Origin of the sequence: Bordetella genomosp. 9 (assembly GCF_002261425.1) — a bacterium.
Lineage (GTDB): Bacteria > Pseudomonadota > Gammaproteobacteria > Burkholderiales > Burkholderiaceae_B > Bordetella_C.
Genome location: NZ_NEVJ01000001.1, coordinates 441,013 through 458,616, shown reverse-complemented (window position 1 = coordinate 458,616; position 17,604 = coordinate 441,013). Strand labels below are relative to the sequence as shown.

The 17,604-nt window shown below is 67.4% G+C and carries 14 protein-coding genes and 2 riboswitches; of the genes, 6 read left to right on the top strand and 8 right to left on the bottom strand.

The window, feature by feature from the left end:
* Positions 1–6 precede the first annotated feature (6 nt).
* Entirely contained in the window at positions 7–801 is a 795-nt protein-coding gene (locus CAL26_RS02010) for a thymidylate synthase (protein WP_094845260.1), read from the top strand.
* A complete protein-coding gene (locus CAL26_RS02005) occupies positions 798–1,313 on the top strand; it encodes a dihydrofolate reductase (RefSeq protein WP_094845259.1) in 516 nt (171 codons plus the stop codon). The genes CAL26_RS02010 and CAL26_RS02005 overlap by 4 nt, the downstream gene beginning before the upstream one ends.
* Positions 1,314–1,336: 23 nt before the next feature.
* Here the strand turns inward: CAL26_RS02005 and CAL26_RS02000 are convergent, their stop codons facing one another.
* Complete coding sequence (locus CAL26_RS02000) at positions 1,337–2,785, bottom strand: aminotransferase-like domain-containing protein (protein WP_094845258.1); 1,449 nt, start codon at positions 2,783–2,785, stop codon at positions 1,337–1,339.
* A gap of 191 nt (positions 2,786–2,976) precedes the next feature.
* Here CAL26_RS02000 and CAL26_RS01995 point away from each other — a divergent pair, with 191 nt between their 5' ends.
* Positions 2,977–4,302 (top strand): aspartate aminotransferase family protein, encoded by a 1,326-nt coding sequence (locus CAL26_RS01995; protein ID WP_179283212.1) that lies wholly within the window; start codon positions 2,977–2,979, stop codon positions 4,300–4,302.
* 2 nt (positions 4,303–4,304) lie between these two features.
* Positions 4,305–5,798, top strand: a complete 1,494-nt coding sequence (locus CAL26_RS01990; RefSeq protein WP_094845257.1) for a CoA-acylating methylmalonate-semialdehyde dehydrogenase — start codon at positions 4,305–4,307, stop codon at positions 5,796–5,798.
* Positions 5,799–5,871: 73 nt separating this feature from the next.
* Here CAL26_RS01990 and gcvP read toward each other — a convergent pair whose 3' ends face one another.
* From gcvP to CAL26_RS01960, 6 genes are all read right to left on the bottom strand, one after another.
* Positions 5,872–8,745, bottom strand: a complete 2,874-nt coding sequence (gene gcvP, locus CAL26_RS01985; protein ID WP_094845256.1) for an aminomethyl-transferring glycine dehydrogenase — start codon at positions 8,743–8,745, stop codon at positions 5,872–5,874.
* 21 nt (positions 8,746–8,766) lie between these two features.
* Entirely contained in the window at positions 8,767–9,135 is a 369-nt protein-coding gene (gene gcvH / locus CAL26_RS01980; RefSeq protein ID WP_086063068.1) for a glycine cleavage system protein GcvH, read from the bottom strand.
* 99 nt (positions 9,136–9,234) lie between these two features.
* Complete coding sequence (gcvT, locus tag CAL26_RS01975) at positions 9,235–10,338, bottom strand: glycine cleavage system aminomethyltransferase GcvT (RefSeq protein WP_094845255.1); 1,104 nt, start codon at positions 10,336–10,338, stop codon at positions 9,235–9,237.
* A 41-nt stretch (positions 10,339–10,379) separates the two neighbouring features.
* Positions 10,380–10,515, bottom strand: a riboswitch (glycine riboswitch).
* A gap of 34 nt (positions 10,516–10,549) precedes the next feature.
* A riboswitch (glycine riboswitch) is annotated at positions 10,550–10,646 on the bottom strand.
* Between the two features lie 23 nt (positions 10,647–10,669).
* The gene (locus tag CAL26_RS01970) at positions 10,670–11,560 is read right to left on the bottom strand and encodes a ZIP family metal transporter (protein ID WP_094845254.1); all 891 of its coding nucleotides are present in this window, start codon (positions 11,558–11,560) and stop codon (positions 10,670–10,672) included.
* Positions 11,561–11,654: 94 nt separating this feature from the next.
* A complete protein-coding gene (locus CAL26_RS01965; protein WP_094845253.1) occupies positions 11,655–12,851 on the bottom strand; it encodes an NAD(P)/FAD-dependent oxidoreductase in 1,197 nt (398 codons plus the stop codon).
* A 5-nt stretch (positions 12,852–12,856) separates the two neighbouring features.
* Positions 12,857–15,127, bottom strand: coding sequence for an arginine/lysine/ornithine decarboxylase (locus tag CAL26_RS01960; protein ID WP_094845252.1), 2,271 nt, complete (start codon positions 15,125–15,127; stop codon positions 12,857–12,859).
* A gap of 223 nt (positions 15,128–15,350) precedes the next feature.
* Here CAL26_RS01960 and CAL26_RS01955 point away from each other — a divergent pair, with 223 nt between their 5' ends.
* On the top strand, positions 15,351–15,899 hold the full coding sequence (locus CAL26_RS01955; protein ID WP_256987872.1) for a GNAT family N-acetyltransferase: 549 nt from the start codon (positions 15,351–15,353) through the stop codon (positions 15,897–15,899).
* A 121-nt stretch (positions 15,900–16,020) separates the two neighbouring features.
* The gene (locus tag CAL26_RS01950) at positions 16,021–17,028 is read left to right on the top strand and encodes a TRAP transporter substrate-binding protein (RefSeq protein ID WP_094845251.1); all 1,008 of its coding nucleotides are present in this window, start codon (positions 16,021–16,023) and stop codon (positions 17,026–17,028) included.
* A gap of 12 nt (positions 17,029–17,040) precedes the next feature.
* On the opposite strand, the gene dcd is transcribed toward CAL26_RS01950, so the two are convergent.
* Positions 17,041–17,604: a dCTP deaminase gene (gene dcd, locus CAL26_RS01945; RefSeq protein ID WP_094845250.1), complete on the bottom strand. Its 564-nt coding sequence runs from the start codon at positions 17,602–17,604 to the stop codon at positions 17,041–17,043.

The window sequence follows — 17,604 nt, the reverse complement described above, 5'->3', positions numbered from 1 at the left end:
GACGCCATGGGCCAATACGAAGACTTCATGCGCCATGTCTATGAGCATGGCGTCACCAAGACCGACCGCACCGGAACGGGGACGCGCTCGGTGTTCGGATACCAGATGCGGTTCGACCTGTCGCAGGGTTTTCCGCTGATCACCACCAAGAAGCTGCATACCAAGAGCATCTTCATCGAGCTGCTGTGGTTCCTGCGCGGCGACAGCAACGTCCGCTGGCTGCAGGAGCGCGGCGTCACGATCTGGGACGAGTGGGCGGACGCGGACGGCAACCTGGGGCCGGTCTACGGCGTGCAATGGCGATCCTGGCCGACCCCGGACGGCAAGCACATCGACCAGATTTCGCAATTGCTGGATCAGATCCGCCGCAATCCGGACTCGCGCCGGCTGATCGTATCGGCCTGGAACGTCGCCGACATTCCACGCATGGCCCTGCCGCCGTGCCACGCGCTGATCCAGTTCTACGTGGCGGACGGCAAGCTGTCCTGCCAGCTCTACCAACGCAGCGCCGACATTTTCCTGGGCGTGCCGTTCAATATCGCCAGCTATGCCTTGCTGACCCACCTGGTGGCCCAGCAATGCGACCTGGAGGTGGGCGATTTCATCTGGACGGGCGGCGATTGCCATATCTATAGCAATCATTTCGAGCAGGTCGAGCTGCAGCTGTCGCGCCAGCCGTATCCGTATCCCAAACTGAACATCAAGCGCAAGCCCGCGTCCCTCTTCGAGTACGAATACGAAGACCTGGAAGTGGTCGACTACCAGAGCCATCCGCATATCAAGGGGGCGGTGGCGGTATGAGCGTGGCAAATGCGGGTTCCGCGGGCGGCCGGCCCCGGCTGACCCTGGTGGTGGCGTATGCGCGCAACCGGGTGATCGGCCGCGACAACGGCCTGCCATGGAAACTGCCGGGCGACCTGGCGCATTTCAAGCGGACGACGCTGGGCCATCCCATCGTGATGGGCCGCAAGACCTGGGAATCCCTGGGACGGCCCCTGCCGGGCCGCAGCAATATCGTCATCAGCCGGACGCCCGGCTATGCCGCCGACGGCGCCATCGTGGTGCCCGATATCGACGCCGCCCTGCGTGCGGCCGGCGACACGGATGAAGTCTTCATCATCGGCGGGGCGCAGATCTTCGGCGCGGTGCTGGACCATGCGGAACGCATCGTCGCCACCGAGATCGATGCCGACATCGACGGCGACGCCTGGTTTCCGCACCTGCCCACGTTCCGCTGGCGCGAGGTTTCACGCCGGCCCCAGCCGGCCGAAAACGGCTACGCCTACGATTTCGTGGTGTATGAACGGGGCTGAACGGGGGCCTGAATGGCCGTGCATCACCCCGAACGGCCGGGCACCTGCACGGCCAGGAAACGCCAAAGCCTTTCGTCATCGGAATAGGCGACGTTCAGCCTGATCCAGGGCACGTCGCGCTGCTCGGCGTCGAAATAGGAACCGGGCGCCAGCCAGATGCCGTCGCGCAAGGCCCGCTGGGCCAGGGCGTTGGCGCCCGGCTCGCCGCCGTCGGGCAGGCGGGCCCACAGGAACAGCCCGGCGCGCGGCTCCGCGCGCACGGTCATGCCGAGCTCCGCCAGGCGGCGCGCCACGGTTTCATGCGCCAGGGCCAGCCGCTCGCGCAGCCCCGCCACATGCGCGCGATAACGGCTGTCGCGCAGAGCCTCGTGCACCACCCGCTCCATGATTTCCGGCGACGTCAGTCCCACCGCCATCTTGGTGCGCGCCATGTCGCGCACGATGTCCGGATGGGCGACCGCATAACCCACCCGCACGGACGGGCTGATGACCTTGGAATAGCCGCTCAGGTAGATGACCCTGCGCAGGCCGTCCAGGGCGGCCAGCACCGGCGCGACGCCCGGCGCCAGCTCGCGCGAGATGTCGTCTTCGATGACCCAGCAGTCGTGCTGCTCGGCGATGCGCAGCACCTGGTAGGCATTGGCCATGGTCAGGCTGGTGCCGGTGGGATTCTGCAGTACGGTATTGATGATCATGGCGCGCGGGCGATGCGCCTGGGCCGCGTGCTCGAGCTCGCCGATGTCCAGGCCGTCCACCGTGCGCGGCACCGCCACGGCGCGCAGGCCGGCCAGCCTGAGCAGCGCCAGCAGGTTGGCATAACAGGGCTGTTCGACGATCACCGCGTCGCCCGGGCGCAGCAGCGTGCGGATGGCGAGATCCAGGCCGTGCGTCACGCCCTGGGTCAACAGCACCTGCCCGGTATCGACAGGCATGCCCAGCGACGCGGCATGCGTGGCGATGGCCTCGCGCAGCGGCACGTAACCGTAGGGATGCCCATAGCCCGCGATGCGGCCGCCCGGGACGCGCGCGACGTGGCGCAGCCCCAGATGCAGGCCGGCTTCGTTCAGCCATTCGCCCGGCAGCCAGCCGCAGCCGGACTTGACCGGAATGGAATGGTCGGCGAACACATCGGACAGGAGCCATTCGGCGCCGGGCGTGGGCGGCTGCCAGGGTTGCGGCGCCGGCGCCGCCGCCCGCGCCACCGCGGGCGCGCGCGCGGCCACCCGGTAGCCCGAGCCCGGGCGCGCCTGCAGCCAACCCTGCGCGACCAGGCGGGCGTAGGCGCTGGCCACCGTAAAGGTGCTGACGTCGTAGGCCCGCGCGAATTCGCGCACCGATGGCAGCGACATGCCGGGCGCCAGGGCGCGCGCTTCGATGGCGCGCACGACGGCGTCGATCAGTTGCTGCACCAGCGTAGGTGCCTGTGCGCGGTCGCGCAGAGGTCGGAAGTCCAGGAAGGGAAGATCAGCCATGAATGAACCTGTACAGTTGTCCAGAATTCACCTGTACGGCTGGTCATTTTTACATGGATTGTGTATTTGCAGGGCGGATCGGCAGGCCGAGAATGCCTGCTGATTCCCACGATGCCGGATCGCCCGGCCGTGCGCCCTAACAGGACCCGCGCCTTCCACCCGGCGTCGGCCTGTCCCAATCCGGAGCCCACATGAACGCGCCGCATACGCCCACCGATATGTCCCATCTTTGGATGCCCTTCACTGCCAACCGGCAGTTCAAGGCCCATCCGCGCATGCTGGCATCGGCCAAGGGCATGTACTACACGTCGCTGGACGGCCGCCAGATCCTGGACGGCACGTCCGGACTGTGGTGCGTGAACGCCGGCCACTGCCGCGAAGAGATCACCGCGGCCGTCTCGCACCAGGCGGGCGTCATGGACTACGCGCCCGGCTTCCAGCTGGGCCATCCGCTGGCCTTCCAGGCCGCCAGCGCCGTGGCGGAGCTGATGCCGCAGGGCCTGGACCGCATCTTCTTCACCAATTCCGGCTCGGAATCGGTCGACACCGCGCTGAAGATCGCCCTGGCCTATCACCGCGCCCGTGGCGAAGGCCAGCGCACGCGCCTGATCGGCCGCGAGCGCGGCTATCACGGCGTGGGTTTCGGCGGGATTTCCGTGGGCGGCATTTCCCCCAATCGCAAGATCTTCTCGGGCGCCCTCCTCCCGGCGATCGACCATCTGCCCCATACGCACAACCTGGAGCAGAACGCGTTCTCCAAGGGCCAGCCCAACTGGGGCGCGCACCTGGCCGACGAGCTGGAACGCATCCTGGCGCTGCATGACCCGTCGACCGTCGCCGCCGTCATCGTCGAACCGATGGCCGGATCCACCGGCGTGCTGGTGCCGCCCAAGGGCTATCTGGAAAGGCTGCGCGAGATCACCAGCAAACACGGCATCCTGCTGATTTTCGACGAGGTCATCACCGGCTACGGCCGCGTGGGCGCCGCCACCGCCAGCGAATTCTTCGGCGTCACGCCGGACCTGATCACCATGGCGAAGGGCATCAGCAACGCCGTGGTGCCCTGCGGCGCGGTGGCGGTCCGGCGCGAGGTGCACGACGCCATCGTCGAAAGCGGACCCGCCGGCATCGAGTTCTTCCACGGCTATACCTATTCGGCGCATCCCATGGCCTGCGCCGCCGTGCTGGCGACCCTGGACATCTACCGCCGCGACAACCTGTTCGCCCGCGCCCGCGAACTGGCGCCCGCCTTCGAAAAGGCCGCGCACGGATTGAAGGGCACGCAGCACGTCATCGACGTGCGCAACATCGGCCTGGTGGCGGGCGTCGAACTTTCGCCGCGCGCCGGCGCGCCGGGCGCCCGCGCGGCCGAGGCCTTCCAGCGCTGCTTCGACACCGGCCTGATGGTGCGCTATACGGGCGACACCCTGGCGGTCTCGCCGCCGCTGATCATCGAAGAAAAACAGATCGAGCAAATCTTCCAGACCATAGGCTCGGTGTTGAAGGAAATCGCCTGACCATGACCACCATTCCCCATTACATCAACGGCCAGCACTACGACGGCCGCAGCGGCCGCAACGGCGACGTCTTCAATCCTGCCCGTGGTGAGATCGCCGCCCGCGTCCCGCTGGCCGGCGTGGAAGACGTGGACCTGGCGGTGGCGGCGGCGCGCGTAGCCTTTCCCGCCTGGTCGGAAACCGCGCCGCTGAAGCGCGCGCGCATCCTGTTCAATTTCAAGGCCCTGCTGGACCAGCATCAGGACGAACTCGCCGAACTCATCACCCGCGAACACGGCAAGGTGTTCTCGGACGCCAAGGGCGAAGTGATGCGCGGCATCGAAGTCGTCGAATTCGCCTGCGGCATTCCTCACCTGCTGAAAGGCCAGTACACCGAGCAGATCGGCGGCGGCATCGACAACTGGAGCATGCGCCAATCCCTGGGCGTGGTGGCCGGCATTACGCCGTTCAACTTCCCGATGATGGTGCCGGCCTGGATGTTCCCGGTGGCGATCGCCTGCGGCAACACCTTCGTGCTCAAGCCGTCGGAACGCGACCCGTCGGCAGCGGTGCGCCTGGCCGAGCTGCTGACGGAAGCAGGCCTGCCGCCCGGCGTGTTCAACGTCCTGCACGGTGACAAGCAGGCCGTCGACGCGCTCATCGCCCATCCGGACGTGCAGGCCCTGTCCTTCGTCGGCTCGACGCCGATCGCGCAGTACATCTACGCCCAGGGCACGGCGCGCGGCAAGCGCGTGCAGGCGCTGGGCGGCGCCAAGAACCACCTGGTGGTCATGCCGGACGCCGACATGGAACAGGTCACGGACGCGCTGATGGGCGCGGCCTACGGCTCGGCCGGCGAGCGCTGCATGGCCATTTCCGTGGCCGTGGCGGTCGGCGATATCGCCGACACGCTGGTGGAACGGCTGGCGCCGCGCGTGCGCGCGCTGAAAGTGCTGGACGGGATGGATCCGCAGGCCGAAATGGGCCCGCTGGTCACCGCGCAGCATCGCAACAAGGTGCGCGGCTATATCGAAGACGGCATCGCCGCCGGCGCGAAGATGGTGGTGGACGGACGCGACCTGACCGTGCCGGGCAGCGAGAAAGGCTTCTTCCTGGGCGGCACGCTGTTCGATCACGTCAAGCCCACGATGAACATCTACCGCGAAGAGATCTTCGGCCCGGTGCTGTGCGTGGTGCGCGTGCCCGACCTGGCCGCGGCCGTGAAGCTGATCAACGAACACGAGTTCGGCAACGGCGTGTCCTGCTTCACGTCCGATGGCGGCGTGGCGCGGGCCTTCGCGCGGCAGATCCAGGTGGGGATGGTGGGCATCAACGTGCCGATTCCGGTGCCGATGGCCTGGCATTCGTTCGGCGGCTGGAAGCGGTCGCTGTTCGGCGACCACCATGCCTACGGCGAGGAAGGCGTGCGTTTCTATACGCGCTACAAGAGCGTGATGCAGCGCTGGCCGGACAGCATCGCCAAGGGCGCGGAATTCACGATGCCGGTGGCGAAGTAAAAAAAGGCCCGGCGCGCGAGCGCCGGGCCTTTTCACATCAGGCGCGCCAAGTGAACACGGCGCGTCAGGTGCCTCAGGCGTAGGCCTCGATGGGCAGGCAGGAACACACCAGGTTGCGATCCCCATAGGCGTTGTCCACGCGCGCCACCGGCGGCCAGTACTTGCCGTCCTTCAGCGACTCCAGCGGATAGGCCGCCTCGCGCCGCGTGTAGTCGTGATGCCATTCGTCGGCCATCAGGGTGGCCGCCGTATGGGGGGCGTTCTTCAGCACGTTGTCGTCCCGGTCACGCTCGCCACGTTCGATCAGCGCGATCTCCTGGCGGATGGCGATCATGGCGTCCACGAAGCGATCCAGTTCGGCCAGGCCTTCGGATTCCGTGGGCTCCACCATCAGCGTGCCCGCCACCGGGAAGCTCATGGTGGGCGCATGGAAACCGTAGTCGATCAGGCGCTTGGCGATGTCTTCCGCCGACACGCCGCTGCTGTCCTTCAGCGGCCGCACATCGAGGATGCATTCGTGCGCGACGCGGCCATTGCGGCCGCAGTACAGCACCGGATAGTGCTCGCGCAGGCGATGGGCGATGTAGTTGGCGTTCAGGATGGCCACTTCAGTGGCCCGCAGCAGGCCTTCGGCGCCCATCAACGCAATGTAGATGTACGGGATCGGCAGGATACCGGCCGACCCGAAGGGCGCGGCCGACACCGGACCGACCTTGGCGCCTTCCGGCAGCTTGCCGGCGGCATCGACCACGCCGGGCAGGTAGGGCGCCAGATGCCCGCGCACCGCCACCGGGCCGACGCCCGGACCGCCGCCGCCGTGCGGAATGCAGAAGGTCTTGTGCAGGTTCAGGTGCGACACGTCGGAGCCGAACTTGCCCGGCTTGGCCAGCCCCACCATGGCGTTCATGTTGGCGCCGTCCATGTACACCTGGCCGCCGGCCTGGTGCACGATGTCGCAGATCTCCGTCACGGCTTCCTCGAAGACGCCGTGGGTCGAGGGATAGGTGATCATCAGCGCCGACAGGCGATCGCCGACCTGCGCCACCTTGGCGCGCAGGTCCGCGACGTCGACGTTGCCGTTCGAATCGGAAGCCACGACCACCACCTGCATGCCGGCCAGCTGGGCCGACGCGGGATTGGTGCCGTGCGCCGACGACGGAATCAGGCAGACGTTGCGCTGGTGCTGGCCGTTCGCCTCGTGGTACGCGCGGATCGCCAGCAGGCCGGCATACTCGCCCTGGGCGCCCGAGTTCGGCTGCAGGCTGATGGCGTCATAGCCGGTGATCTCGCACAGCGCGGCCGACAGCTTGTCGATCAGCTGGCGATAGCCGGCGGTCTGCGCGGCGGGCGCGAAGGGATGCATGTTCGCGAATTCCGGCCAGGTGATGGGAATCATCTCGGCCGTCGCGTTCAGTTTCATGGTGCACGAACCCAGCGGGATCATGCTGCGGTCCAGCGCCAAGTCCTTGTCCGCCAGCTTGCGCAGGTAGCGCAGCATGTCGGTTTCCGATTGCACACTGGAGAAAACCGGATGCGCCAGGATATCGCCCTGGCGCGCCACGGCGGCCGGGATGCCGGCGGCGGCGCGCTGGTCCAGCGCATCGATATCGATGGCGGCGGCGGGCTTGCCCAATCCGCTGGCGAACACGCCGGCCAGTTGCGCCAGGTCGGCGTCGGTGACGGTCTCGTCCAGCGACACGGCCACGTGCTCGCCGTCCACCGCGCGCAGGTTGATGCTCACCGCGTCGGCGGCCGCCAGGACCGCCGCGGTGGCGGAACCCGTGCGCACCTGCAGCGTATCGAAGAACGTGTCGTTGACGACCTTGACGCCAAACTGGTCCAGGGCCGCGCGCAGGATGGCGGTGGCGCGCTGTACGCGTTCGGCGATGCGGCGGATGCCGGCCGGGCCGTGCCAGACGGCGTACATGCCGGCCATCACCGCCAGCAGCACCTGCGCCGTGCAAATGTTGGACGTGGCCTTCTCGCGGCGGATATGTTGTTCGCGCGTCTGCAGCGCCAGCCGCAACGCGTGGTTGCCCTGCGCGTCCTTGGACACGCCGACCAGGCGGCCCGGCATGTTGCGCTTGTAGGCGTCCTTGCAGGCCATGAAGCCGGCGTGCGGGCCGCCGAAACCGAAGGGCACGCCGAAACGCTGCGCCGATCCCACGGCGATGTCGGCGCCCCAGGCGCCCGGCGGCGCCAGCAGGGCCAGCGCCAGCAGGTCGGTGGCGCACGCCACCACGGCACCTTGCGCGTGCGCGGTTTCGGCCAGGGCGCGGTAGTCGTCCACGCCGCCCAGGCTGCGCGGGTATTGAAGCAGCACGCCGAAGCAATCCGGCAGGCCGGCGGTTTCATCGCCGACGACGATCTCGATATCCAGGCCTTCGGCGCGCGTGCGCACGACCTCGATGGTCTGCGGATGGCAGTGGCGCGAAACGAAGAACACATTGCTGGAGGACTTCGCGCCCCGGCGCGCCAGCGTCATGGCCTCGGCCGCGGCCGTGCCTTCGTCCAGCAGCGACGCGTTGGCGATGTCCAGGCCGGTGAGGTCCGCCACCATGGTCTGGTAGTTCAGCAGGGCTTCCAGGCGGCCTTGCGAGATTTCCGGCTGGTAAGGCGTATAAGCCGTGTACCAGGCGGGATTCTCCAGGATGTTGCGCAGGATGACGTTGGGCGTGTGCGTGCCGTAATAGCCCTGGCCGATATAACTGCGATAGACCTGGTTGCCGCGCGCGATGTCGCGCAGCTCGGCCAGCACGTCCGGCTCGCTGCGCGCCGGCGGCAGCGCCAGCGGCGCCTTGGTGCGGATGGCGGGCGGCACCACCTGGCCGATCAGGTCTTCCAGGCTGTCCGCGCCCAGCACGCGCAGCATGGCGGCCTGGGCGGTGTCGGAAGGCCCGATGTGGCGGGGGATGAAATCGGTATGCGTGTCGAGGGGGCGCGACATGGTTTCTCTTGAAAAGTGGCCTTACAGGGCTTCGTAGCCGGAAGCGTCCAGCAGCTTGTCCAGATCGGCGGGATTGTCCGGCTTGATCTTGAAAATCCAGGCGGTATAGGCGCCGCCGTTGATCTGCGCGGGGTCGGCTTCCAGCGCGTCGTTGAAGGCGACGATTTCGCCCGCGACCGGCGCATAGATGTCCGATGCGGCCTTGACCGACTCCACCACGCCGGCCGTATCGCCGGCGGCCAGCTTGGCGCCGACCTTGACGTCGCCGACGAAAACGAGATCACCCAGTTGTTCCTGGGCCTGGTCGGTGATGCCGACGACGAACACGTCGCCTTCGGCTTTCACCCATTCATGCGATTCGGTGTACTTGCGATCGGTGGGCAGGCTCATGGAAGCAGCTCCTAAGAATTCAAAAACCGTAGGGAGGATGGATGGAGAAGTAATGCGCGCCCCGCCCATGCGGCACGCGCCGGCATGGGCATCGCCAGTTTACGGTTGTTCGACGGCTTTGCCGTTGCGGACGAATGGCAATTTGCACACGGTCGCCGGCACCCATTTGCCCCGGATGTCCACTGCGACGGCATCGCCCGGCTTGACGTCCAGCGGCATGCGCGCGAAAGCGATCGACACGCCCAGCGTGGGCGACATCGTGCCGCTGGTGATTTCGCCGGCGCCATGGGCCGTGCGCACCGCCATATGGGCGCGCATGACGCCGCGCTCGTTCAGCTTCAGGCCCAGGAAGGCCGCGGGCGTGCCGAACTGCTCGATGGCCGCGCGGCCGATGAAGGCGCGGGCGGGATCCTTCAAGGACACGGTCCAGGTCAGCCCGGCTTGCGCGGGCTGGATCATTTCGTCCATGTCCTGGCCGTACAGGTTCATGCCGGCCTCCAGGCGCAGCGTGTCGCGCGCGCCCAGGCCGCAGGGACGCACGCCCTGCGCCGCGAGGTCCTGCCACAACGCGCCGACTTCCGTGGCGGGCAGCACGATTTCGAAGCCGTCCTCGCCGGTATAGCCGGTGCGCGCCACCAGGGTATCCGCGCCGAATTGCGCCGCCGTGAACGGCGTCAACCCCTCCGTATCGGTCTTCCAGGCCGGGCGCGCGGCCCAGACCTTGGCGCGCGCGTTCGGCCCCTGTACGGCGATCATGGACAGATCCCGGCGCGGCGCGATCGAGACGGCAAGGCGGGAGGCGATCGCGATGCGCTGCATCCAGGCGACGTCCTTGTCGGCGGTGCCGGCATTGACCACGACGCGCCAACGATCGGCGGCGAAGAAATAGACGATCAGGTCGTCGATGACGCCGCCTTCCGGATTCAGCATGCAGCTGTACAGCGCCTTGCCGGGCGTGGCCGTCAGCTTGGCGACGTCGTTGGCGATCAGGCGGCGCAGGAAGGCCATGGCGTCGGCGCCCGTGACGTCGACGTTGAGCATGTGCGAAACGTCGAACATGCCGGCATCCTGGCGGACCGCGTGGTGCTCTTCCAGCTGCGAGCCGTAGGCCAGCGGCATATTCCACCCGCCGAAGTCGACCATGCGCGCGCCGGCATCGATATGGGCTTGCGCCAAGGGGGTGTTCTTCAGGGAATGCGACATGGAAAAAGCTCCGGACAGCAGCGGTGGGCGGGTTGAAACGCTTCCGCCCCTCTGTCCTTTTGCCTGAGAGTTGCCCCGCGCACGGCACGACACGGCGTGTCCTGCATGGCGGGTTTGCACCTTCGGCGTCCGGGCGCACCGCTGGATGGGTGGCCGGCTCTCTCCAGAGCGCTGTGTTCACCCGGGGCGCCGATGCGGCGCGTCCTGGGCAAGGCATGCTGCGGTATGGGTTGCCTGAGCGATTCCGGGCGAATTGCGCCTTCGGCGGCGGCGCGCCGGGGCGTGCCGCTCTCTCCCGCATGATGCGTGACAGCGTGGCGAAGGATACAACTCAGGCCAGGGCGGTGTCCAGCAGCATCATCAGCACGAAGCCCAGCATCAGCCCGCCGGTGGCGAAGACCTCGTGCCCCTTGCGATGGGATTCGGGGATGATCTCGTGGCTGATGACGAAAAGCATGGCGCCGGCGGCGAAGCCCAGGCCCCAGGGCAGCAGCACGGTCGACCACGCCATGACGGCGGCGCCGGCCAGCGCGCCGATCGGCTCGATCAGGCCCGACACCATGCCCAGGACCACGGCGAACGTGCGGCCGTAGCCCGCCGCCAGCAGGGCGACCGCCACGACCAGCCCTTCCGGCACGTCCTGGATGGCGATGCCCGTAGCCAGGGCGCCGGCGCGCATGGGATCGGTCCCGCCGAAACCCACGCCGATGGCCAGGCCTTCCGGCAGGTTGTGCAGCATGACGGCGAAGATGAACAGCCAGGTCCGCTTGAGCATGCGTGCGTCGTGCCCTTCCTTGCCCTTGATGAAATGCTCATGCGGTACGCAGCGCTCCAGCCACAGCAAGGCGGCCGCGCCCAGCAGGATGGCCGCGCCCACGGTCATGCCGGCGCCCCATGGGCCGGCGCCGAGTTCGCGCGCGGCCTCGATGCCCGGGGCCACCAGGGAAAACGCGCATGCCGCCAGCATGACGCCCGCGCCGAAGCCGAACATCGTGTCCTGCACCCGTTCGGACAGCCGCTGGGAGAACATCACCGGCAGCGTGCCGGCGGCCGTGGCGCCGGCGGCGATCAGGCCGCCGAGCCAGGCGTCGGCGATCTGCGGATGGCTGTCTTCCAGCGCCAGCCATATCCCCCAGGCGCCCAGCCCGGCCAGCAAGGGGACGACGACCAGCAAGGCCTTGCCGGCGCCGGCATCGGCCAGCGAACGTATGTGCGTGTTCATGTTGCGTCCCTTTTCGATCGGTGCGCGTTTTCATCACCCGCGACGGCGCACGCGTGATGCGCAAGAGAGCAAAAAGCGCGCCGCTGCCGGCGCGTCAGAGCGCCTTGCCACAGGCGACGCCCGAGGCCCAGGCCCACTGGAAGTTATAGCCGCCCAGCCAGCCGGTGACATCCACCGCTTCACCGATGAAATAAAGGCCGGGAACGCCGCGCGCCTGCATGCTCTTCTGGTCCAGCCCGCGCGTATCCACGCCCCCGCGCATGACTTCCGCCTTCTTGTAGCCGGCGGTGCCGGTGGGGACCAGGGTCCAGGCGTGGATGTTCCGTGCCAGCTCGCGTAGCGCCTTGTCCGGAATATCCGCCAGCCGCGCGCCGGCCAGCGGCTGGCCGCGCGCGTCGACGACGCCATGCAGCCACTGCTCGGCCAGCCTGCGCGGCCACAACGCCGACAGCGCCGTGCCGAGCTGCTGGCGGCCGCCGGACTTGGCTTCGATGAGCTCGCGCGCCAGGTCGCGGCCGCTGGCCAGATCCAGGGTGATGGGTTCTCCGGGGTTCCAGTAGCTGGAGATCTGCAGGATGCCGGGGCCCGACAGGCCGCGGTGGGTGAACAGGATGTCTTCCAGGAAGTCGCCCTGCCCGCTGCGGACGTCGGCCTCCAGGGCCACGCCGGACAAGGCCGCGAAAGGCGCCCAGAGCGCGGCGTCGAAAGTCAGCGGCACCAGCGCGGGGCGCGGTTCGACGACCTTCAGGCCGAACTGCCGCGCCACCTTCAAGGCATAGTCGGTGGCGCCCAGCTGCGGAATCGCCATGCCGCCGGTGGCCAGGACCACCTTGGCGGCGCGCAGCACGCCATCGCCGACGGTGCGCAGCTCGAAGGCGGCGTCCGCCGCGCGGACGATCTCCGCCACCGTGCAGGGCATGCGCCACTGCACCTGGCCGGCGTCGCATTCGGCGCGCAGCACGTCGATGATGGATTCGCTGGAATCGTCGCAGAACAGCTGGCCGCGGTGCTTCTCGTGCCAGGACACCCGGTGGCGGCGCAGCAGGTCCAGGAAATCCCGCGGTCCGTAGCCGGCCAGCGCCGAGCGGCAGAAATGCGGGTTTTCCGACAGGAAGTTCGCCGGCCCGGTGCCGGTGTTGGTGAAATTGCAGCGGCCGCCGCCGGAAATGCGGATTTTCTCCGCCAACCGGTCGGCGTGATCGATCAGCACGACCCGCAGGCCGCGCTGGCCGGCCACGGCGGCGCACATCATGCCCGCCGCGCCGGCGCCGATGATGGCGACGTCGAACATCTGCCTTACTGGTCCTGCTCTTCCTTCAGGCAGTCGACGTAGTAGCGCACCTGCCCGTTGTCGTCGACGTCCTCGGCCAGGCCGTGGATGTCGGTCTCGAAGCCCGGGAAGCGCTCGTTGAACGCCCGTGCGAACTGCAGGTACTGCACGATGGTGCGGTTGAAGCGTTCGCCGGGAATCAGCAGCGGGATGCCGGGCGGGTAAGGCGTCAACAGCACGCCGGTGACGCGGCCTTCCAGATCCTCGATGGCGACCCGCTCGACCTGGCGATGCGCCATGCGGGCGAAGGCGTCGGAAGGCTTGAGGGCCGGGACCATGTCGCTCAGATACATCTCGGTGGTCAGGCGCGCGACGTCGCTTTCGCGATAGGCGTGGTGGATCTGCTGGCAGAGGTCGCGCAGGCCGATGCGTTCGTACTGGCGATGTTCGCGGCAGAACTCCGGCAGGATGCGCCACATCGGCTGGTTGCGGTCGTAGTCGTCCTTGAACTGCTGCAGCGCCGTCAGGAGCGTGTTCCAGCGGCCCTTGGTGATGCCGATGGTGAACAGGATGAAGAAGGAATACAGGCCGGTCTTTTCCACCACCACGCCGTGCTCGGTCAGGTACTTGGAGACCAGCGCCGCCGGGATGCCGGTTTCGCCGAAGCTGCCCGAAATATCCAGGCCCGGGGTGATGATGGTGGCCTTGATGGGATCCAGCATGTTGAAGCCGTCGGCGATCGCGCCGAAGCCATGCCAGTGGTCGCCGGATTCCAGCAGCCACTCATCGCGGTTGCCGATGCCGTCGGCCACCAGGCGGTTGGGGCCCCATACCTTGAACCACCAGTCGTTGCGGCCGAACTCGGATTCCACCTTGCGCATGGCGCGGCGGAAATCCATGGCTTCGCGGATGCTTTCCTCGACCAGCGCGGTGCCGCCGGGCGGCTCCATCATCGCCGCCGCCACATCGCAGGACGCGATGATCGCGTACTGCGGCGAGGTGGACGTGTGCATCAGGTAGGCTTCGTTGAAGATGTTGCGGTCCAGCTTGCGGGTCTTCGATTCCTGCACGATGATCTGCGACGCCTGCGAGATGCCGGCCAGCAGCTTGTGCGTGGAGTGGGTGGCGAACACCATCGCCGAGTCGCTGCGAGGCCGGCCCTGGCCGATGGCGTGCATGTCCTGGTAGAACTCGTGGAACGCCGCGTGCGGCAGCCAGGCTTCGTCGAAGTGCAGGGTGTCGACGTAGTCGCCCAGCTTTTCCTTGATCATTTCGACGTTGTAGATGACGCCGTCGTAGGTGCTTTGGGTCAGCGTCAGGATGCGGGGCTTCTTGTCCTTCGCTTCGCGGGCGAAGGGATTGGCCTCGATCTTCTTCATGATGTTCTCGGGTTCGAATTCCTCGATGGGAATCGGCCCGATGATGCCCAGGTGGTTGCGCGTCGGCCGCAGGAATACGGGGATCGCGCCGGTCATCGTGATGGCGTGCAGGATGGACTTGTGGCAGTTGCGGTCGACCACCACCACGTCGCCGGCGGCGACGTTGGCGTGCCACACGACCTTGTTGGACGTCGATGTGCCGTTGGTGACGAAGTAGCAGTGGTCGGCGTGGAAGATGCGGGCCGCATTCAGTTCCGATTCGGCGACGGGGCCGGTGTGGTCCAGCAGCTGGCCCAGTTCGTCGACGGCGTTGCAGACGTCGGCGCGCAGCATGTTTTCGCCGAAGAACTGGTGGAACATCTGGCCGACCGGGCTCTTCAGGAACGCCACGCCGCCGGAGTGTCCGGGGCAGTGCCACGAATACGAACCGTCCTGGGCGTACTTGACCAGTTCGCGGAAGAACGGCGGCGGCAGGCTGTCCACGTAGGCGCGGGCTTCGCGGATGATGTGGCGGGCCACGAATTCCGGCGTGTCCTCGAACATGTGGATGAAGCCGTGCAGCTCGCGCAGGATGTCGTTGGGGATGTGCTGCGACGTGCGGGTTTCGCCGTAGAGATAGATCGGGATGTCCGCATTGCGAAAACGCAGTTCGCCGATGAACGTCCGCAGGTTCTTGATGGCGCTGGCCACGTCTTCCGGCGAATCGACGTCGAATTCCTCGTCGTCGATCGACAGGATGAAGGCGCTGGCCCGGCTTTGCTGCTGCGCAAACGAACTCAGGTCGCCATAGCTGGTGACGCCGAGCACCTCGACGCCTTCAGCTTCGATCGCCGCCGCGAGCGCGCGTATGCCCAGCCCCGAGGCGTTCTCGGAACGGTAGTCTTCGTCGATGATGACAATGGGAAAGCGGAATTTCATGCGGGGGGACTCCTGCGGGGTAGGGCCAAAAGCCGACGCGAGTGTACTGCGGACAGGCGACAGGGGCGTTGCGCCGCCGCATGGGCGGCACATGGGCGGCACGTGGGCAGCGAATGGGGGCCTGAGCCGCCGCGCCTGGCCGGCCGCCCCCTCGCATCTGGCGTACCTGTATGCGCTACAGTTCGCGCATCATGCCGATGACATCCATTATGACGAGAACATCATGACGCTGCCGCTCGGGCCGGACGGACTGGCTTACGCCACCGTCGGCGAAGCCGATTTCGACGCCCTCGCGGACCTGCGGATTGCCGCCATGCGCGCCAGCCTGGAGCAGGTGGGACGCTTCGACCCGGAACGTGCGCGGCAGCGCCTGCGGGCGACCTACGCGCCCCAAGACACGCTGGCAATCCTGCGCGACGGCCAGCGAATAGGCTTCTACACACTCCGGCGGGAAGACGGGGCGCTCAAGCTGGATCACCTGTACATCCTGCCGGGCCACCAGGGCAGGGGCGTGGGCGCCGCGGTCCTGCGGCGCGTGTTCGAGCGGGCCGACGCGCTGGGACTGACCGTGCGGGTCGGCGCGTTGCGCGAGAGCGCATCGAACCGCTTCTACCAGCGGCATGGGTTCGTGGAAACGGCCCAGGACGCCTGGGACATCTATTACGAGCGCGCGCCGCACGCGGGCGGAGGCGGGACGGAGACGGGGACCGGCATAGACACAGGCACATGCACCGGGACCGGGACCGGGACCGGGACCGGGACCGGGGCCTAGGGTAAGGCCGAGGTCCGTTCAGCGCGCAGGCATGGCAGGCTACGCCTGCGCCGCGGCGCGTGGGTCGGTATAAGACGATCCGCGGGTCAGCGGCCTCCATTGCAACTTCCAGGGAATCCACATGCCCGCACTATCCCGGCCTTCCGCCGCCCGTCCTGCCCGTCTTGCCGGCCTGCTCGCGGCGGCCTTGCTGACCACGGCGGCGGCTCAAGCCGCCACGACGCTGCAAATGACCACGGAGTATCCGGCCACTTCCATGCCAGGACTGGGTGTGTCGACCTTCGCCGCCCAGGTCAAGGAAAAATCCCACGGCGATGTCGTTATCGACACCAGTTTCGATGCGTCCAAGGGCCTGAAATCCGCCGACATGGTGGACGCGGTCCAGGCCCGCAAGGTCGACGCGGCGGACGCCTTCGCCGGTGGAATGGCCAACAAGTATCCGATCTTCGGCGTTTCGTCGCTGCCCTTCCTGGCGGACTCCCTGGACAAGGCCCGCGCCCTGCGGGACGCGGCGCGGCCCGTCTACGAGCAATTCCTGGCCGCCCACGGCCAGAAGCTGCTTTACACCACGCCATGGCCGCCGTCCGGCATCTGGTCCAAGACGCCCATCAAGACCGTGGCGGACCTGCAGGCCCTCTCGATCCGCACCTACGACGACGTTTCGCAGGCCACGATGACGCGGGCGGGCGCCAAGGCGTCCAACATATCGTTCGCCGACGCCATGCCACGCCTGGCGTCCGGCGACGTGAACGCCGTGCTGTCCTCCGGCGACGGCGGCGCCGGCCGTAAGCTGTGGCAGTACCTGACCTATTTCACGGAAGTGAACTACGCCATGCCGCTGTCGATCGCGACCATGAACCTGGATGCGTACCGGGCGCTGGACGCCAAGGACCGCAAGGCGGTGGACGAGGCCGCGGCCGCGACCGAAGCCGAGCAATGGAAGCGCATGGAAGGCCGCCTGGAGGAAAACCGCGCCAACATGCGCAAGAACGGCGTGACCATCGAATCCGGCGTTCCGGCGCCGGTGCAAGCGGCCCTGCGAAGCGCCGCATCCGGCGCGCTGGCCGACTGGCAGGCCAAAACCGGCGCGGACGGCAAGGCTATCCTGGACCGCTACCAGGCGAAGTAAGGCCCCTGCCCGTCAGGTCTTCGGCAGCGTGACGCCCAGCTGGCCCTGGTACTTGCCGCCCCGGTCGCGGTAGGAGGTTTCGCAGACCTCGTCGCTTTCCAGGAACAGCATCTGGGCGCAGCCTTCGCCGGCGTAGATCTTGGCGGGCAGCGGCGTGGTGTTGGAGAACTCCAGCGTGACGTGGCCTTCCCATTCGGGTTCGAGCGGCGTCACGTTGACGATGATGCCGCAACGCGCGTAGGTGCTCTTGCCCAGGCAGATCGTCAACACACTGCGCGGAATGCGGAAGTATTCGACGGTACGCGCCAGGGCGAAGGAATTCGGCGGGATGATGCAGACATCGCCGGTGAAATCGACAAAGGACTTTTCGTCGAAGTTCTTGGGATCGACGATGGTGGAATTGATATTCGTGAATATCTTGAATTCGCTGGCGCAGCGCACGTCGTAGCCGTAGCTGCTGGTGCCGTAGCTGACGATGCGGCCGCCATTCGACTCGCGCACCTGGCCGGGCTCGAAGGGTTCGATCATGCCGTTGGCCGCGGCGCGCCGGATCCACAGGTCGCTCTTGATGCTCAT

Coding starts and splice junctions, on each gene's coding strand:
- CAL26_RS01950 (WP_094845251.1), top strand. CDS start 16,021: ATGCCCGCACTATCCCGGCCTTCCGCCGCCCGTCCTGCCCGTCTTGCC.
- CAL26_RS02005 (WP_094845259.1), top strand. CDS start 798: ATGAGCGTGGCAAATGCGGGTTCCGCGGGCGGCCGGCCCCGGCTGACC.
- CAL26_RS01990 (WP_094845257.1), top strand. CDS start 4,305: ATGACCACCATTCCCCATTACATCAACGGCCAGCACTACGACGGCCGC.
- CAL26_RS01965 (WP_094845253.1), bottom strand. CDS start 12,851: ATGTTCGACGTCGCCATCATCGGCGCCGGCGCGGCGGGCATGATGTGC.
- CAL26_RS02000 (WP_094845258.1), bottom strand. CDS start 2,785: ATGGCTGATCTTCCCTTCCTGGACTTCCGACCTCTGCGCGACCGCGCA.
- gcvT (WP_094845255.1), bottom strand. CDS start 10,338: ATGTCGCATTCCCTGAAGAACACCCCCTTGGCGCAAGCCCATATCGAT.
- CAL26_RS01960 (WP_094845252.1), bottom strand. CDS start 15,127: ATGAAATTCCGCTTTCCCATTGTCATCATCGACGAAGACTACCGTTCC.
- CAL26_RS02010 (WP_094845260.1), top strand. CDS start 7: ATGGGCCAATACGAAGACTTCATGCGCCATGTCTATGAGCATGGCGTC.
- CAL26_RS01970 (WP_094845254.1), bottom strand. CDS start 11,560: ATGAACACGCACATACGTTCGCTGGCCGATGCCGGCGCCGGCAAGGCC.
- gcvH (WP_086063068.1), bottom strand. CDS start 9,135: ATGAGCCTGCCCACCGATCGCAAGTACACCGAATCGCATGAATGGGTG.
- gcvP (WP_094845256.1), bottom strand. CDS start 8,745: ATGTCGCGCCCCCTCGACACGCATACCGATTTCATCCCCCGCCACATC.
- CAL26_RS01995 (WP_179283212.1), top strand. CDS start 2,977: ATGAACGCGCCGCATACGCCCACCGATATGTCCCATCTTTGGATGCCC.
- dcd (WP_094845250.1), bottom strand. CDS start 17,604: ATGAGCATCAAGAGCGACCTGTGGATCCGGCGCGCCGCGGCCAACGGC.
- CAL26_RS01955 (WP_256987872.1), top strand. CDS start 15,351: ATGACGCTGCCGCTCGGGCCGGACGGACTGGCTTACGCCACCGTCGGC.